This window comes from Hungatella hominis (assembly GCF_014288005.1).
Taxonomy (GTDB): Bacteria; Bacillota; Clostridia; order Lachnospirales; family Lachnospiraceae; genus Hungatella; species Hungatella effluvii.
Genome location: NZ_JACOPB010000003.1, coordinates 337,998 through 354,954, shown reverse-complemented (window position 1 = coordinate 354,954; position 16,957 = coordinate 337,998). Strand labels below are relative to the sequence as shown.

Sequence of the window (16,957 nt, the reverse complement as noted above, 5' to 3'; positions counted from 1 at the left end):
GCTGTATTCCTGGAAAGTAAGGAACAGGAGAATAAAAGGTTGAGTAAAACATACTTTATTGTGGTTATGGCTATCCTGGCAGTGTTTTCTATCAATGGGTGCAGTAATAAGGTGAAAACGGCTGAGGCAGACAAAGAGACAGAGGAATATACAGCAGAAGAAAATACAAAAATGGCCCCGGCCCCGGTTCTGTCTGATGATATTTACAGCTTCCAGCTTAAGCTTAATGGCAAAGTATATCAATTTCCAATGAAGTACACAGAATTTGCAGCAAACGGATGGGTGTACGATGGAGATGAATCAGAGCATCTGGATTCCGGTTATATTGCCGGAACCCGGGTGTTTGCTAAAGAAGAACTGGAGGTTTATGCTGATATAATAAATTTTGATATCAATGCAAAGCCACGCAGTGAATGTTATATAGCCGGCATTAGTGTAGATAACTATCAACTGGATAAAGCCGGGGCAAGTGCCGGCACGGCAAAGGGAATTAAGATCGGAAAATCGACGGCGGCTGAGATCAGGGCAGCGTATGGAACACCGGGCTATGAGAATACGGACGATTCCGGTTTTACGAGTATTGAGTACCATATAGGAATGTATCAGTCCATAAAATTTTCCATTGACAGCGAGTCAAAAAAGCTGTCAAAGATTCAAATACAAAATTATGCAGAACCGGAAGATTTTATACCGGGAGAAGTCAGTGCGGAAGTTCCGGAAGCAGTAGGCAGATATGAAGCGCCTGACGCCGTCAGCAATGAATTTGCAGATTTTACGGTCAATTACAGCGGTGCATTGTATCGGCTGCCGGCCCCGGTCAGCGTATTTGAGGCAAACGGCTGGAAAATTGTGGAGGGCTCTTCTGATATGCAGGCTGCAGGCTGCAGTTATGGTTGGGTGACTTTGATGAAAGACAATCAGACCCTGAAGGTGATTGCCAACAATTACAGTGAGCAGGCCACATCAATCCGTAATTGTTTTGTCATAAAAGTAAAATCAGATGAGTTTGATGCAAAGGTGCCGATTACAATTGCCAAAGGGATCACGATCGGAATGTCCCAGGCCGATTTAGAAACGATATTATCAGAAGATGGCTATGAGAAAGACGATTCATCAACTCTTTATGTTATTTACACCGTAACTCCGGTTGAGAATACACTGGACCGCTATACCATTGCAGTCCGTAAAGCCAACAGCAAGGTATGCAAAATCGAAATGGAGTATACTCCCCAATACAGCACATTTTTAAACTAACTGTAAAATGGAAGGGGAGAACAACAGTGCCGTCGGCCAGAAAGGAGCGTTTATGACTAACAAGAATAAAGCCAGTGACCAGTTTGATGAAAGTATGGCAAAGAGGCGGGATATGGAAGAACAGCTTCATGTAATGGAAAAAACAGACTGGTCAGGTATTATGATGATCTGTATCCATGGTCAGACGGAAAACCGGATATTCGGAGTAATTGTGAATCGCTGCCTTAACCAGCCAGTCCCGTTTTGCGGACTGGATCAGTTGATATTAAAGATAGATGAGATATGTGAATCTGTGGGAACTCCCATGCTGTCTATGAAACCCCGTTTTTTGCAGGAGGACAAGAGAGAGCAGTATGCCGGACTTTCAAAAGGAAGAGAAAAAGGCGGACAAAAAAGGCGTGGGAGAAAAGGTCAGGGAGGCTGGCAGGAGATGTCGGATATTTTAAAGAAACAGATGGCAGTAACCAGAGAGGCTCTGGAAATACAGATTCTGTTTCGGGGAAATGCGACTATGCAGGGAAGGCTGCGCTGCCAGCTATCCTGTAAAAAGTATGTCAGTTTTCGAAGCGCTCTGGAATTATTCCGTATGCTGAAAGAAGTGGAAAGCAGCTTCTGTGAAGACAACAGGATTACGGAAGCAGACTCCGGTTTCACAGATGTAAAGAGAAAAAAAGAGAAAAGAGGAAGGGCTATATGATGATCTGTACCGGTTGTAAGTGCAGGAATAAACAGGCGGATAATATTTGTGAAATCTGCCGGGCATTAAAAAGAATGTGGGAACTGGAAGCGTTTCAGGAAGAGTGGAGGTCACAGATTAAACTGGAAGATAATCAAAGAAATGCGGCAAGGGGAATCGTGTAATAAAGAAAATGAGTGAGTTCGATACAATTATAGAAGGCATGCATTTCGGTATCAGTAAGCATTTAATGGATAAACATTTTACCATTCTTTGGGCCAACAGATATGCCTATGAGATGACCGGCTATACAAAAGATGAATTTAGTAATAGATACCATAACAAAATTGATGAATATTATAAAAAAGACAGGGAAACTTTTGACAGGGTTATGAAGGTGATTGAGGACTCCTATAATAGGAAAGAGACAGTCTGCCGTTTTGAATGCCCTGTGAAGTCAAAGCGCGGGGCAGTGGCCTGGGTTCAGATAAATGGAATGTTTTCAAATGAAAAATACAGAGGCATTCCAATAATATGGAGTGTGTTTTATGATATTACAGATACCCTTGAAGCGCAAAAAGAGTTGGTGCAGAAGACGGAAAAATTGAATTCTGAACTCCAAAAAGTGGATAAAATGAAGCAATTGACAGGTGAGTTTTTGGAGGAATTAAGTCGTGACGTTCGTTCGTTGGTCAATATAATTACTGGGATGGCGGACGTAGCAGAACTGTACTTAACCGACCAGACGACATGTGAAAATTGTTTAAAAAATATCCGCAGAACCAGTAGTAAACTGAAAAAAAAGATACTTGATGCCCGTAGGATTTTTCATGAGGAGGCTAGTTGATTTTATGGGATATAACCGTATAAAGGCGTCCAAACGAATCAGAGCCAGAAGAAAGGAACTTGGACTGACAGGCGCTGAGGTTGCAGCCAGAATTGGAAAAGCAGAACATTATTATGGTGATATTGAAAGAGGCAGCTGCGGTATGTCGATAGATACCCTGGTGCAGCTTTCCGAGGTACTGGATATATCGGTCGATTATGTTTTATTTGGAAGAGATGAGGGGATCGAAGGTTCTATAATCGTTCGTGTGTCCCGGATTTTAAGACATTACAATATGCGAAAACAGCAGTGCGCCTTAGAATTAATGAAATATTATCTTAATTTGGAAGAAAGTTAAAATTATAGTCTTTTAAAAGTGATGAGAGATGGAGATCCGGTACAGCATTGTTCCGGATCTTTTCTAGTTTCTGTTTCCACAAAATCCACTGATTTATTGCTATTTATAACAAGCTTTGCTATACTCTTATTAATGCTGGTTGTGAACGAATAAAAAGTTTTTACAGCTAAGAGTGAAGAGAATACAGGAGAAACATCATGATTATGGAAACAGAATATACAGGACAAAGCCAGACGAATAATTCCTCCATCTCATGTCCGGCGGCATTCCATACGCTTAACACCGGCGTAATAAGCTGTGCGTTGGATGAGGGGCTGACCTTTTTATGGGGAAATACCAGCTTTTTTAACAGAATCGGATGTTCCGAACAGGAATATCGCCGCCTTTATCATAACCTGAAGCAATACTATGCAGATTATCCTGAGGATTTTCAGAAGATCAGCCAGGCCGCGTTACAGGCGGAAACAGAAGGAAGTGGTCATGTGAAGCTGACCGTGCGGCTGCCTTTGATGGAGGGGAGTTTCCTGTGGATACAGCTTTCCGGTTCGGTGTTGGAGCAGACAGGTAGCCTTGTGTTTCAGTCGGAATTATCGGATGTGGATGTATTGATGGCCGAAAAAGAGGAAATTACCCGGCTGTATCAGCAGAAGCGGCAGTATTTTCGCTGGATTATGGATACATATCCTGGCAATATATACATCAGCGACATGGATACATATGAACTGCTGTACCTGAACCATAATGCATGTGAAACTCTGAAAAAAATTCCGGCGCAGGTATTAGGACACAAATGCTATGAGGTTATCCAGGGGCGAAATGCGCCCTGTCCCTTCTGTACCAACGATAAACTGCGGGAGGAAGAGGATTATGACTGGGAGTTTGACAATCCGGTTCTAAAGAAAACATTTATAATAAAGAACCGGACTATTAACTGGGAAGGCCATCGGGCGCGCATTGAATTGTCACATGACATGCAGAGTACGGAATACAAGCTGGCTAAAAAGGATCAGGAGAAAAATGCGATCATCCAGGCGATCCCAGGAGGATTTGCTAGGGTTGATGCACATGATATGAGGACTGTACTCTGGTATGGCGGTGAATTTTTGAATCTGATCGGATATACCAGGGAAGAGTTTGAAAATGAACTGCACAGCCAGTGCACCTATGTTCATCCAGAAGATATTGAGCGGGCGGCAGCAATCATGGACAGCTCCAGGAAAAACGGTAAAAAGACTGTGGCGGAGGGGCGTATTATCACGCGGGACGGAACCGTGAAAATACTGACCATGACATATACCTATGTCAGTGCAGAGGACAGCTGGGACGGCATTGCCTCCTTCTATAGCGCCGGAATTGATGTGACAAGGGAGCGGATGGAGCAGGAACGACAGAGGAAGGCGTTAGAGGATGCCTATCAGGCATCCCGTATAGCCAACGATGCCAAGACCAACTTCCTCTCTGCCATGTCTCACGATATCCGCACACCTATGAATGCTATTATGGGTATGGCCGTCATTGCCCAGTCCAATCTGGCGAATCCTGATAAACTGAAGGATTGTTTAAGTAAGATCAGTACCTCCAGCAGGCATCTTCTGGGACTGATTAACGAAGTGCTGGATATGTCCAGAATCGAAAGCGGAAAAATTAATCTGTCCTCTGAAGTAGTTTCCCTGCCTGATTTGATGGAGGACGTCATCGATATATGCCGACCCATGTCCAGCCAAAAGCATCACAAACTGTTTATCAGTGCGGATCATGTGCATCATGAGAAGGTGGTAACAGATTTGGGCCGCCTGCAGCAGGTTCTGGTAAATCTGTTGTCCAATGCGGTGAAATATACCCCGGATGGAGGAACCATCAGTCTGCGGCTCAGAGAAATGCCTTCTATCATTCAGGGGCGGGGGCAGTATGAATTCATTGTCACCGATAACGGGATTGGGATGTCGGAGGATTTCGTACAACATATCTTTGAACCGTTTATTCGGGCTGAGGATTCCCGTATCAGCAAGATACAGGGGACAGGTCTTGGAATGACCATTACGGAGAATATCGTACGCATGATGAACGGAACTATCGAGATCAAGACCAGGCTGGGAGAGGGAAGTCAGTTTATTTTTGCGGTTACATTTGAAGTGTGTGAGGATGAGGAACTGTGCAGGGGGGAACTGGCCGGTCTTCCGGTACTGGTGGTAGACGATGACCAGATAGTGTGTGAAAGTGCCTCTGAATTGCTGAAGGAGCTGGGGATGCGCGGAGACTGGGTACAGTCTGGCAGTGAGGCTGTCACCCGTATTGCAGAGGCCCGGGACAAGGGAGAGGATTACTATTTTGTCATTCTGGACTGGCAGATGCCGGATATGGATGGGCTGGATACTGTCAGGGCAATCCGCAGGAAGCTGGGCAGTGATGTCCCCATTATTATAATCTCCGCCTACGATTACTCGGAGATCGAAGAGGAGTTCCTGCTTGCAGGCGCGGATGCCTTTATAGCAAAGCCTCTGTTTAAATCCAGGATGGCGTGTACCCTCCATAAATTTTGCAGAAGCAGCACGGGGGAACTTACTGTCCTGACCGAACAGACACAATCGTTCCTGACCGGCAGGCGAATCCTGCTGGCGGAAGACAATGAACTGAACCGTGAGATTGCGGTCGAACTGCTTCAGATGCAGGGGCTTGTGGTAGAGACTGCGGAGGATGGGCAGCAGGCGGTTGAAAAATTCCGTTTATCCGGCCTTCAGGAATACAACTGCATTTTAATGGATATTCAGATGCCGGTCATGGACGGCTATCAGGCCACGGAAGCAATACGCGCCCTTCCGCGCGCGGATGCAAAAAATATTCCCATACTTGCGCTGACAGCCAATGCTTTTGCATCGGACCTGGGCAAGGCTCATAATGCGGGAATGAATGATCATATTGCAAAGCCCATTGATTTAGAACATCTTGTGGGGATTTTGAAAAGGTGGATCGTCTGAAGAGAAAAGGTATTGAGGGGAAGAATTTTATAAAATGGAAAGGACATCGAGGGAGATTATGGCACAGGAAATTTTATTGATAGAAGATGATGACACCATTCGTACTGCTTTAAAATATGCTTTGGAGGATGCTGGATACCAGACTTTGGAAGCGGAATCCATGGAGGCAGTCCGGCGGGTTTCGTGGAAGGAGGTAGATCTGATTTTGTTGGATCTGGGGCTGCCGGACGGACATGGCCTCCAATTTTGTGATGAAGTATGCCGGGCTGCCGGTCCTGCAGTGATTATCGTGACGGCCCGGGATGACGAGCAGGAGATTATCTGTGGACTGAATACAGGTGCGGACGATTACGTGACGAAGCCATTTAAACTGGGGGTACTGCTGTCGCGTATTGGCGCAGTTCTTAGGCGCAGAAAGCGGGAGGAAACAGAGAGCATGGCTGTCGGCGATGCGATTGTCTGCGGACCTGTGACATTATATAAGTCCGGAACTACGGCTACGGCTGATGGAGAGCAGCTTCAGCTGACTGCCGGAGAATACCGGCTCCTGGAATACTTAATGGAAAATAAAAACCGGACAGTAACCAGAGCTATGATCTTGGGGGCGTTGTGGGATCAGCAGGGGAATTACGTGGAGGACAACGCCCTGACCGTTCTGATGAGACGTCTTCGTGAGAAACTCGGTCCCAATGGACAGCAGATAATCAGGACTGTGCGGGGAATCGGATATAAAGCGGAGGATGGATATGAAAAGTAAAGGGCAGAGAGCTGCTGTTACCACAGGTCTGATGGGATTGTGTCTGTTGTTCTGTCTGGCGGTTTCTGTCTCTGTCGTCAGGCGGTGCGAAGCGGCTTTCTATGATCGGGCGGCAGCGGTGGCATCTGTATTTCCGGATAAAGCCTCTGATGTGATGGCGGCATTAAAAATTCCATCTGCCGCCGATCTTTTGGCCGGCCGTAACATACTTTCCGCCTACGGTTATAATGGACAACTGCTGGACGCAAGGTTTATAGCCGCAGAGATCATCAGTGTCTCTCTGCTTTATTTGCTGTGTTTTTTTATAATTGCGGCACTGGCTTTGGCGGCAGGAAGACGAAGGGAAGCCCGTCGGATTGCGGATCTGGTTCAGTATCTTCGGCAGGTGGAAAGCGGTGTATATCCGGTGCTGCCGCGTTCAGGGGAAGATAAATTCTCCCATTTGGAAGACGAATTGTATAAGACAGTATCCGCCTTGCGGGAAAGCCGGGAGATGGCTGCGCTGGGAAAAGAAAATTTAGCAGTGAATCTGGCCGATATCTCCCACCAGTTAAAGACTCCGCTGACCGGTGTATCCCTGATGGGGGAGCTGCTTCTTAACAGCCTTACCGATAAAAAACAGAGACAGGCGGCAGAGACGATCATCAGCCAGAATAGCCGAATGACGGATCTGGTGTCTTCGCTTTTAACTCTGTCCAAATTGGATGCGGGAGTATTGCCGCTTAACCGGAAACCAGTTTCGGCTAAAGATGTGATTTCCAGTGCGGTGCAGGCGGTTGATCCGCTGTTAAAACAAAAAAGGCAGAACCTGGTGATTCAGGGAGACAGCGATTCCGTTCTTTTCTGTGATTTCGGCTGGACTGCGGAGGCATTTGGTAATCTTATAAAAAACTGCAGTGAACACAGTCCGGAAGGTTCCCAAATCACCGCAGCAGCTGAGCAAAATCCAATCTATACCCAGATTACAATAGAAGATGAAGGCCCTGGCTTTTCCCCAGAGGATATCCCCCATCTGTTTGAACGTTTTTATCGGGGAAAGCAGGCAGTCCGGGGAAGTATCGGTATCGGGCTGGCTCTGGCAAAATCCATTGTCGAACGACAGGGAGGTGAGCTCTATGCAGAGAACAGCAAGGACTGCAGCGCACGATACGTAATTCGTTTTTATGAACACGCGCCAGAAGAAAATAATGAGTATATGCGGTCTCTGACACCGAATTGTTAGTTTGGTTTAGTAAAATGGTCTGCAAAGGAGGTAATTAAAATTATGAATATTCTTCGCTGCGAACATCTTACGAAAACTTATGGCTCGGGTTCTACCATGGTAAATGCCTTAAACGGGGTGGATCTTGCCGTCGAAAAGGGCAGTTTTGTAGCTATTGTCGGCACTTCAGGCTCTGGAAAGTCTACACTGCTCCACTTGCTGGGAGGGGTAGACCGTCCAACATCCGGCCATATCTTTATTGAGGATACAGACATTGCATCTTTGAGCGAGAAGCAGCTGTCCATCTTCCGCCGCAGGAAGGTAGGGCTGATCTACCAGTTTTATAACCTGATTCCTACACTGGATATTCGTCAGAACATTCTTTTACCTATGCTGCTGGATGGGCAGAAACCGGATGAAAACCGTTTTTCGGAGCTGGTTCAAACGCTGGGCCTGGCGGATCGGCTGTCCCACCTGCCGCACCAGCTATCAGGAGGACAGCAGCAGAGGGCGGCAATTGGCCGGGCCCTGATCTACCGGCCGGCCATATTAATGGCTGATGAGCCGACTGGAAATCTGGACCGGAAGAATTCTCAGGAAATATTAAGCCTTTTAAAGGTGTCAAACCGACGGTATAAGCAGACGATACTTTTAATTACGCATGATGAACGACTGGCTTTGGAGGCCGACCGGATTATCACCATAGAGGATGGCCGCATCATTTCAGACCGGGAGGTGAGAAAATGATGGTGCTGTTTCGTTATACGCTGGAAACTCTCCGCCGAAACAAGTATACTTCACTTTCCATTATGGCTGCCATACTTCTTGCCTCCACACTGCTGTACACCTTATGTTCCTATGGATATAACCAGTGGCGGTGGGGAATAGAAATTGCAGAATATAATGGTGGATCCTGGCATGGGGAATTGGGCGGCAATTTAAAACAGAAGGACCTGGAACTGGTGGATCATAATATCCACGTGAAAGAGACTATGGTGAAAGGGCCATTTCGATCCATAAAGCTGCCGGATGACGCTTCCATTCCTTATCTGTTCCTTTTGGATGCGGATAAAAATTACTGGGAGGAGATGGGGGAGAAGAACGGAATTCTGGAAGGACGGGTGCCGCAAAAGCCGGGAGAGGTGGTGGTATCCAAGACATTCTTTGAGAAAAATCCACAGTACCGCCTGGGGGAGACCCTGACGCTTCCAAAAGGAAAAAGGCAGCTGGGAGATGAGAACCTGGGCACCGGAATCTACAGAGATGGAGAGGCGTTCGTTCAAAATGATGAGGAGACCCTGACGCTGGTGGGAAAAATTGATGTGACAACCCCTACCACGGTACCTGGCTATTATTCTATGGGTTATCTGGAACGCTCTGCCATATTACCGGAAGATGATCTCGTTGTTTATCTGAAAATGAATCAAATGAGGGACATCTATAAGGTAATGCCTGAAATTGCAGAAACGCTTGGGATTGAGAAGGATGAATATGGACAGTACAAAAATAATTTCCGCTATAATACAGTGTTATTGAGGTATTTTGGAATATTTGATCCGCAGGAACCGTTTAACCCCCTAAATTATATTAATGTAATAATCTATGGGCTGCTGATCTTTTTGTCGGCTATGGCGTTTGTCCTGATTATTCAGAGCGCCTTTGCGTTGTCTGCCGTTTCTCAGGCCAGACAGCTGGGGATGTTCCGCACAGTCGGAGCGACTCCGGGCCAGATACGTCTGACGATTCTGATGCAGGGAGTCCTGCTGGCGTCCATTCCCATTCCGTTGAGTCTGGGGCTGGGTCACCTGTTTATATCTTTTATGTATGGACTTTATACCGATATAGCGGGAGATTTGCTGTATTTTCCGATTACGGTTCGTTTTTCCTGGGGCATTGCAGTATTGGCAGTGCTGGTTTCTCTGGCTACTGTGCTGCTGTCTGCATTCCTTCCCGCGAGGTGGATTGCCGGATTGTCTCCATTAGAGGCTATACGGGATCCTGAGGGAAAACAGCGGATAAAAGCAGGCAGACACTGCTGTTTCTTCTCCCAAATATCCGGAATCTGCGGGCAGCTGGCTTTCGCCTCCTACAGGGCCAATCGCAGGGCTTTTCGGTCCGGCATCATTGCAATGACCCTCTGTCTGGTTCTGGTACTTTCTTTTTTCAGCCAGCTTTTAATCAGCGATCTGGTATCAGAACGGAATCGGCAGGCCAATCACTACAATATCAGGGCAAGACTGCAGATGACAGAGGAACTGGATCCTGCGCTGTGGGAGGAGGTTAAAACAATACCAGGTATAGTGGAAATGGCATATTACAGCGCAAAAAGGGTATCTCTCTGGGTTTCGCCCTCGCAGGAACTCGACGCTTTTTCGGAGAAAGGCGGGCTTGCATCGATCGATGGCGGACAGTTCAGCGTGGTGGAGAGAAACGGCAAATATCGTATCCAGGCAGAGATTATTGGGTTAGAACCGGAATATTTCGACGCGTGGTGCCGCCGGCAGGGAATAGACCCAGTCCCATATTATAATACCGGTCAGCACAGGGCGCTTGCCATGAGCTGGGCACCGGCGCACCCGTTCAGCAATAATAATGAGAAGGCCAAAGAGTTTTTTCCTTTTTTAAAGTTATCGCAGGGTCAGCGGCTTGAACTGGAAGAAAAGACGGATGATTCCATGGATTCGGATTATACATTTTCTTTTGATGTCGGCGCGGTAATAGACGGACCGCCGCAGATCGATTATAATCCCAGGGATTACCGGGTCATATTCTGTGTTCCCATGGAGACGTATTACGCTGTGGCTGAACATTTTCAGCCGGAATACGCAGCCGCGTCTTATCGTACGTATCTGCTTCTGAAGACTTCGGGAGCCGATGACCTGGCGGTTACGCAGCGGGTGCGGGAAATATGTGAGACGGATCTGTCCACTGAGGATGTGTCGCTTTACAGCCTTGAGGAAGACCGATTAAGTAATGAGACCGGAGGCCGGGCTATGGGGGCGGTGATTAACTGTATCGGCGCATTGCTGGGCTTTATCGGAATATCTCATGCCTTTTCATCGGTTACCGGTTCTATGCACCAGCGTCGTAAGGAATTCGCCATGCTGCGGTCGGCGGGAATGGATTCAGCGGCAGTCAGGAAGCTGCTGCTTATAGAAGGTCTGCGAATGGCCATTGCGCCAGTGCTTCTGGCGATTCCAATCATTGCCGCGATGTGGGCATTTCTCCTGAAAACCACAGAAATATCCTGGAAACCTTTTTTGCTGCAGCTTCCTGTTGGAAAGATGAGCAGCTATATGTTGGCAGTTACGGCGGTGATGTGGCTGGCCTATTGGATTTCTTCACGGTGGATTCAGAAAGATACGATTATTGATGCAGTTCGGGATGAGACCATATAGGGGCTGTAAGGTAAGAATTTTGGACTTATGTATGAGCTGCTACAGGGATACTGTTTATGACAGTGTCCCTTTTCCATTGATAAAGGGTGATATTCTTTATATTCTTCCATCAGGCGTTATAAATAAAAACTCTCAACGTTTATATATACGTCGAAAAAAGTCGAGATATACCGATTGATTTGCCATAAATTTCCATAGTATGATTGAAGGTGATAGGGAGAGGAGAAAAGCCATGAGAGAAAGAGAGATAGAAAATCTTTTGCTACGGCTTGGAGCGAATCGATCATATACAGGATTTTACTATGTAATATCTGCAGTACAATTATCCATAGAAGATGGAGATAAGTTACAATTAATATCGAAATGGTTATATCCAGAGGTAGCAAAGAAATATCATACATCAGTACAATGCGTAGAGAGAAATATCAGAACGCTGGTTGCATTAATATGGAATAAAGGTGACCGGTCACTGCTCGAACATATTGCCTATACCCCTTTGAGAAAGAAACCGAATAATGCCGCATTTATTTCTATATTGGTTTCCTATCTTTGTGATGAGAGCTAGGGCGGAGTTATATTTTTACTGTTTTTTACTAACTGCCAGATGAATTGATGCATCCAGTCTACGGTTCCCTGTAATTTTACATTTTCAGTATTTAATTCGTCGATTTTATAAGTGAGAATTGCAATGATTTCACGAGTGTTATTTATCTTATGCGGAGCAATGATTCTTCGAACAATGGGAGAGGATGAAGTAATCATTTGATCAGCAAGTAATTCATCACGTTCATAACAGTTTAAATTGACGAATTCTTTATATTCTATTGGCAGCAGCACCATATCAAGATCACATCTCGGACAGACCGCATATTTGGCTAAAGGATAATAAGAATAAAACCCGCATTTTTTGCAAAAATATACTGATAAGTCGCGCATCAGAAATCTCCTTTTAAAACTTTTTTATAGTTAGATTATAACTCTAAAAAAGTTTTTAAGGAGCATACAGTAATTCGACAAAAAACGACGTATACTCTGCAGACCGGTGATCCAGACCGGTTTGCAGAGTTTTTTAATGGAAAATGGCATTGGTTCAAAAAAACACGAGATGCTGCATTGCATGCCCGTCAGGGAAAAGGAATTGCAGACCGAAAACCTGACCGCGCTTACTGACCGGTGGCAGTCTTTTATAGAAAACAGCATGAACATTTTCTATTCAAAGTTTCCTCCCCAGTCATGAAAGCAGAATACGGGGACCATGAGCATGACTTGCCTGGCCAGATGAAGCAGGATAAAATAGACCATATATTTCCTGAAGTACGTTTATTACATAAGTTAATTTTTTTATTTTCAGAAAAGAGTTATAAATGTCTTTATTTGTTGAAAATGTAATGAATATTTGTTATACTGAGGTATGTCGAATATTGTAAAAAAATAGCAGAAATGGGAAGACTGTCATGGCATATAAAAAATTGGGAGATCTGCTTCAGTCAGTAGGACTTATTAGCAGCAGTCAGCTGGATGAGGCGCTGGCGTTACAGAAGGAAACAAAGGAGCGGCTGGGTACTCTGCTGATCAGCCACGGCTTCATCACGGAGAATCAGCTGATTGAAGCGCTTCAGATGCAGCTGGGCATAGAGTTTATAGATCTGTCCAAGGCAGAGATCGATCCCCAGATGTCCACATACGTACCTAAGAACATCGCCCGCAAGCATGGAGTCGTGCCGGTCCGTGTGGAAAAGGACCGGTTGTATCTGGCGATGAAGGACCCGATGAACTTCGTGGCTCAGGAAGAGGTGAAGACGGCTTCCAGAAAACGGGTCATCCCCATGATCTCCACCTCCAACAGTGTAGACCGGGCAATCCTTAACCTGTATGGGAATGAGGGGGTGGCCAAGGCCATCGAGGAGATGAAACAGCAGGCCAGCACTCTGCCGGATCAGCAGGAAGACAGCGCCGGCCCGGTGGTGATCGGGGAGGAAGACAGTATCAGCGCCCCCACAGTGCGGCTGGTGAATTCGATCATTGAGCGGGCCGTCACCGAGCGGGTCAGCGACATTCATATTGAACCCAGAGAGGAAGATTTAACAGTCCGGATGCGCATAGACGGTATGCTTCACCGTATTTTAAATGTACCGAAGGACCTGCAGGCCTCCGTCATCTCCCGTATCAAGGTTATGGGAAAGATGAACATAGCTGAACACCGGATTCCCCAGGATGGACGCGCCAATGTACGCATTAAGAGCGAGGATATCGATCTGCGTATCTCTACGCTGCCTACTATTTACGGGGAAAAGGTGGTAATCCGTCTGCTGAACAAGTCGATCTCTCTTTTAAGCAAGACGGGAATCGGACTGACCGGATCGGATCTGGAGAAGTATGTGAGGCTGATTTCCAATCATAACGGAGTGGTTCTGATCGTCGGCCCTACGGGAAGCGGCAAGTCTTCCACCATGTATACCATGATTGGTGAGCTGAATCAGGAAGCAGTCAATCTGGTTACGCTGGAGGACCCGGTGGAGTACAATATATCTGGTATTAATCAGGTTCAGATAAACGAAAAGGTGGGAATGACATTTGCCAATGGCCTGCGTTCCATACTCCGTCAGGATCCGGACATCATAGCGGTAGGAGAGATCCGTGATGGGGAGACTGCGGAGATTGCCATGAGAGCGGCAATTACGGGCCATCTGGTTCTGTCAACGATTCATACCAATGATGCCATATCGACCATTGACCGTCTGAAGGATATTGGCGTAGAACCGTATCTGGTTGCCAGCGCATTGAACGGCATCATATCCCAGCGTCTGGTGCGCTGTATCTGTCCAAACTGCAAGACAGCCTACACGCCAACCGATGAGGAACTGGAGATTCTGGGGCTGAGGCCGGGAAATGGGACCACATTTTACAGAGGAAAGGGCTGCCCTCACTGTTTTGACACGGGATACCGGGGAAGAACCGGCGTCTTTGAGATTCTGATCATGAACCGGGAGACCAGACGGTGCATTTCCGAAAATGACAGCAAGGCAAATCTGTTAAAAGCAGCAGAAGGCCCGGATTTTGTATCGATTCGTGACAACTGCCGCCGCCTCGTGCTGGAAGGCGTCACTACGGTGGAAGAGGCAAAGCGTACCATCAATTCGGTGGAATAAGGAGGCAAAATGCTGCAAATCGGAGAAATGATACAGAAAGCAGTGACAGATGGCTGCTCAGATATTCATCTGGTAGAAGGGCTTCCGCCCAAATGCCGCCGGGATGGCCATCTGTTCAGTCTGGACGATACGATTCTCACAGATGATGACTGTGAGGCCTATGCGAAGGAGCTGGCAGGAGACCAGTATGAAGCGATACGGACCATGGGAGAACTGGATTTGGCTTCCGCCTATGACGGAATCCGCATCCGGGTCAATCTGTTCCGCCAGCAGGGGCACATTTCGGCCGCCCTGCGGATATTAAGCAGCCGTATTCCCAGCCTTGACAGTCTGGGACTTCCGCCCCCTGTCATGGCGTTCCCTGAGTTTAATCGCGGGATCGTGCTGGTGACTGGTGAGACCGGTTCCGGGAAGTCGACCACCCTGGCTGCGATTCTGGAAGCGATTAACTGCACGAGGGAGGCTCATATCGTAACGCTGGAAGATCCTGTGGAGTATGTGTACGAACCGAACCAGTGTATTATCAATCAGAGGGAGATCGGAAGGGATACGAGAAGCTATTCCGATGCCCTGCGCGCTGTGCTGCGGGAAGATCCGGACGTGATTCTGATCGGAGAGATGAGGGACCGAGATACCATAGAGACGGCATTGACCGCGGCGGAGACCGGCCATCTCGTGTTTTCCACGCTGCACACCAACTCGGCGGCGGACTCGATCGACCGGATTGTAAACGTATTTCCGACTAACTTTCAAAACCAGATCCGGATGCAGCTGTCTACCTGCCTGCGGGCCGTGCTTTCCCAGCAGCTTCTGGTGAGAAAGACCGGAAAGGGCCGGGTGGCGGCCTGTGAATTGATGATGGTCACTCCAGCCATACGGAATCTGATCCGGGAAGGCAAGACGCCTCAGATCGCCAATTCCATGGCGACATCGGCAGCGGAGGGCAGTATCACCATGGACAATTCCCTGATCCGCCTGTGGAAGAGCCAGGCAATCTCGGGAAAGACTGCCAGGGAGGCGGCCTGGGACCAGGACTATATAAAGAAGTTTATTGTCGGGTAATAACCCACAGAAAAGGCTGGTGATACCCATTGATAACGTATAAGTATAAGGCAATCTCCAAAGATGGAGCGCAGGTCAGCGGAATCGTCGAAGCGTACGATGAATATGCGGCCGTCGCCCAGATAAAGGAAACGTGCCGGCTCGTGACGAAGATTACGCCGGTACAGGAGAAAAGCAGCATCCTCACAAAGGAACTCGGTTCTAAGCGGGTGAATCTAAAGGCCCTCTCTGTGATGTGTTCCCAGTTTGCCATTATTCTGACGGCCGGAATGCCGGCGGCCAAATGTGTGGAGCTGATTGCGGACCAGACGTCAGACAAGAAGCTGCGAAAAATACTGATCGAGGCCGCCAGGGATGTAACCGCAGGCCACAGCATGGCGGACAGCTTTGAGAATGTGGATAGGGAGGCATTTCCGACCACCTTTCTCGAGACGGTCCGTTCTGGTGAGCAGTCGGGTACGGTGGAAAATGTCTTTAAGAATCTGAGCATTTATTATGAAAAACAGTACAAGACGAGACAAAAGGTCTCGGCGGCTCTGAGTTATCCCCTGTTTGTCATAGGCGTGGCGATTGTGGTCGTGATGGTGATTATGGTGAAGGTAATTCCCACCATGACCGGCATCTTCAAAGATCTGGGCGGAGATATGCCTTTGCCGACCCAGATGCTGATCAGCATGTCAGAGTTCTTTAAAAATAATATATTGGTCATTTTAATGGTAACGGCGGTGGCTGTCATCCTGTTTCTTGCCGCGATGCGGACTGAGGACGGAAGGCTTCGCTGGAACCGTTTTAAGCTGAAGATTCCCGTCTTCGGCGAGATTGGCCTTCTGAATGCCTCCGGGCAGTTTGCCAATACCATGTCCACTCTGCTGGCTGCCGGGCTCTCGGTTCCGCGCGCCCTGGAGGTGACGGCAAAGACGCTGGATAACTATATGCTGGCTATGGAGACGGCAAAAATGGTTACCGGGCTGGAGGAAGGCCGGCGTTTAGGCAATTGTATGCGGGAACGAAACTGTTATCCCCGTACCCTGAATGAAATGTGTGCAATCGGAGAGGAGACCGGTGAGCTGGAAGAGACATTAAAGACCATCGGTACATATTTTGATAATGAGGCGGAACATGCCACGCAGAAAGCCATATCGAAGCTGGAGCCTACGATTTTGGTGTTGATGGCGCTGGTGGCCGGATTTATTGTAATATCTGTTTACCTGCCGGTCTTTACGATGTACGATCTTATGTAATTAATTATGGTTCTACAGGCTATAACAACCCATAGTCTTTGAATAAATGTTCCGAGGAGG

General features: G+C 47.3%; 15 protein-coding genes. 14 read left to right on the top strand and 1 reads right to left on the bottom strand.

Annotation, left to right across the window (positions count from 1 at the left end; genetic code table 11):
• Positions 1–39: 39 nt before the first annotated feature.
• The 11 genes from H8S75_RS09610 to H8S75_RS09560 all read left to right on the top strand — a co-directional run bounded on the left by H8S75_RS09610 (position 40) and on the right by H8S75_RS09560 (position 12,010).
• Positions 40–1,254, top strand: coding sequence for a hypothetical protein (locus H8S75_RS09610; protein ID WP_187021076.1), 1,215 nt, complete (start codon positions 40–42; stop codon positions 1,252–1,254).
• 52 nt (positions 1,255–1,306) lie between these two features.
• The gene (locus H8S75_RS09605; protein WP_187021075.1) at positions 1,307–1,951 is read left to right on the top strand and encodes a tungsten formylmethanofuran dehydrogenase; all 645 of its coding nucleotides are present in this window, start codon (positions 1,307–1,309) and stop codon (positions 1,949–1,951) included.
• Entirely contained in the window at positions 1,948–2,115 is a 168-nt protein-coding gene (locus H8S75_RS09600) for a hypothetical protein (RefSeq protein WP_187021073.1), read from the top strand. Before H8S75_RS09605 ends, H8S75_RS09600 begins: the two co-directional genes overlap by 4 nt.
• Before the next feature lie 8 nt (positions 2,116–2,123).
• A complete protein-coding gene (locus H8S75_RS09595) occupies positions 2,124–2,777 on the top strand; it encodes a PAS domain S-box protein (protein ID WP_187021071.1) in 654 nt (217 codons plus the stop codon).
• A 4-nt stretch (positions 2,778–2,781) separates the two neighbouring features.
• The gene (locus tag H8S75_RS09590) at positions 2,782–3,114 is read left to right on the top strand and encodes a helix-turn-helix domain-containing protein (RefSeq protein WP_187021070.1); all 333 of its coding nucleotides are present in this window, start codon (positions 2,782–2,784) and stop codon (positions 3,112–3,114) included.
• A gap of 197 nt (positions 3,115–3,311) precedes the next feature.
• Complete coding sequence (locus H8S75_RS09585; RefSeq protein WP_187021068.1) at positions 3,312–6,089, top strand: hybrid sensor histidine kinase/response regulator; 2,778 nt, start codon at positions 3,312–3,314, stop codon at positions 6,087–6,089.
• A 34-nt stretch (positions 6,090–6,123) separates the two neighbouring features.
• Positions 6,124–6,846, top strand: a complete 723-nt coding sequence (locus H8S75_RS09580; protein ID WP_243270217.1) for a response regulator transcription factor — start codon at positions 6,124–6,126, stop codon at positions 6,844–6,846.
• Positions 6,836–8,068 carry a sensor histidine kinase gene (locus H8S75_RS09575; protein WP_187021067.1) on the top strand — a complete coding sequence of 411 codons (1,233 nt, stop codon included), beginning with the start codon at positions 6,836–6,838 and terminating at the stop codon, positions 8,066–8,068. The genes H8S75_RS09580 and H8S75_RS09575 overlap by 11 nt, the downstream gene beginning before the upstream one ends.
• Before the next feature lie 42 nt (positions 8,069–8,110).
• On the top strand, positions 8,111–8,794 hold the full coding sequence (locus tag H8S75_RS09570) for an ABC transporter ATP-binding protein (RefSeq protein ID WP_187021065.1): 684 nt from the start codon (positions 8,111–8,113) through the stop codon (positions 8,792–8,794).
• The gene (locus tag H8S75_RS09565; protein WP_187021064.1) at positions 8,791–11,445 is read left to right on the top strand and encodes an ABC transporter permease; all 2,655 of its coding nucleotides are present in this window, start codon (positions 8,791–8,793) and stop codon (positions 11,443–11,445) included. The genes H8S75_RS09570 and H8S75_RS09565 overlap by 4 nt, the downstream gene beginning before the upstream one ends.
• Positions 11,446–11,677: 232 nt before the next feature.
• Positions 11,678–12,010 carry a sporulation initiation factor Spo0A C-terminal domain-containing protein gene (locus H8S75_RS09560; protein ID WP_187021062.1) on the top strand — a complete coding sequence of 111 codons (333 nt, stop codon included), beginning with the start codon at positions 11,678–11,680 and terminating at the stop codon, positions 12,008–12,010.
• Here H8S75_RS09560 and H8S75_RS09555 read toward each other — a convergent pair.
• Positions 12,007–12,381, bottom strand: a complete 375-nt coding sequence (locus tag H8S75_RS09555; RefSeq protein ID WP_187021060.1) for a hypothetical protein — start codon at positions 12,379–12,381, stop codon at positions 12,007–12,009. The two genes, H8S75_RS09560 and H8S75_RS09555, sit on opposite strands and share 4 nt — an antisense overlap.
• 518 nt (positions 12,382–12,899) lie before the next feature.
• Here H8S75_RS09555 and H8S75_RS09550 point away from each other — a divergent pair.
• From H8S75_RS09550 to H8S75_RS09540, 3 genes are read left to right on the top strand one after another with little or no spacing between them, the layout of a single operon-like run.
• Positions 12,900–14,594, top strand: a complete 1,695-nt coding sequence (locus tag H8S75_RS09550) for a GspE/PulE family protein (protein ID WP_187021059.1) — start codon at positions 12,900–12,902, stop codon at positions 14,592–14,594.
• A 9-nt stretch (positions 14,595–14,603) separates the two neighbouring features.
• Entirely contained in the window at positions 14,604–15,656 is a 1,053-nt protein-coding gene (locus tag H8S75_RS09545; RefSeq protein WP_187021057.1) for a type IV pilus twitching motility protein PilT, read from the top strand.
• A gap of 29 nt (positions 15,657–15,685) precedes the next feature.
• Complete coding sequence (locus tag H8S75_RS09540) at positions 15,686–16,897, top strand: type II secretion system F family protein (RefSeq protein WP_187021056.1); 1,212 nt, start codon at positions 15,686–15,688, stop codon at positions 16,895–16,897.
• Positions 16,898–16,957: the final 60 nt, after the last annotated feature.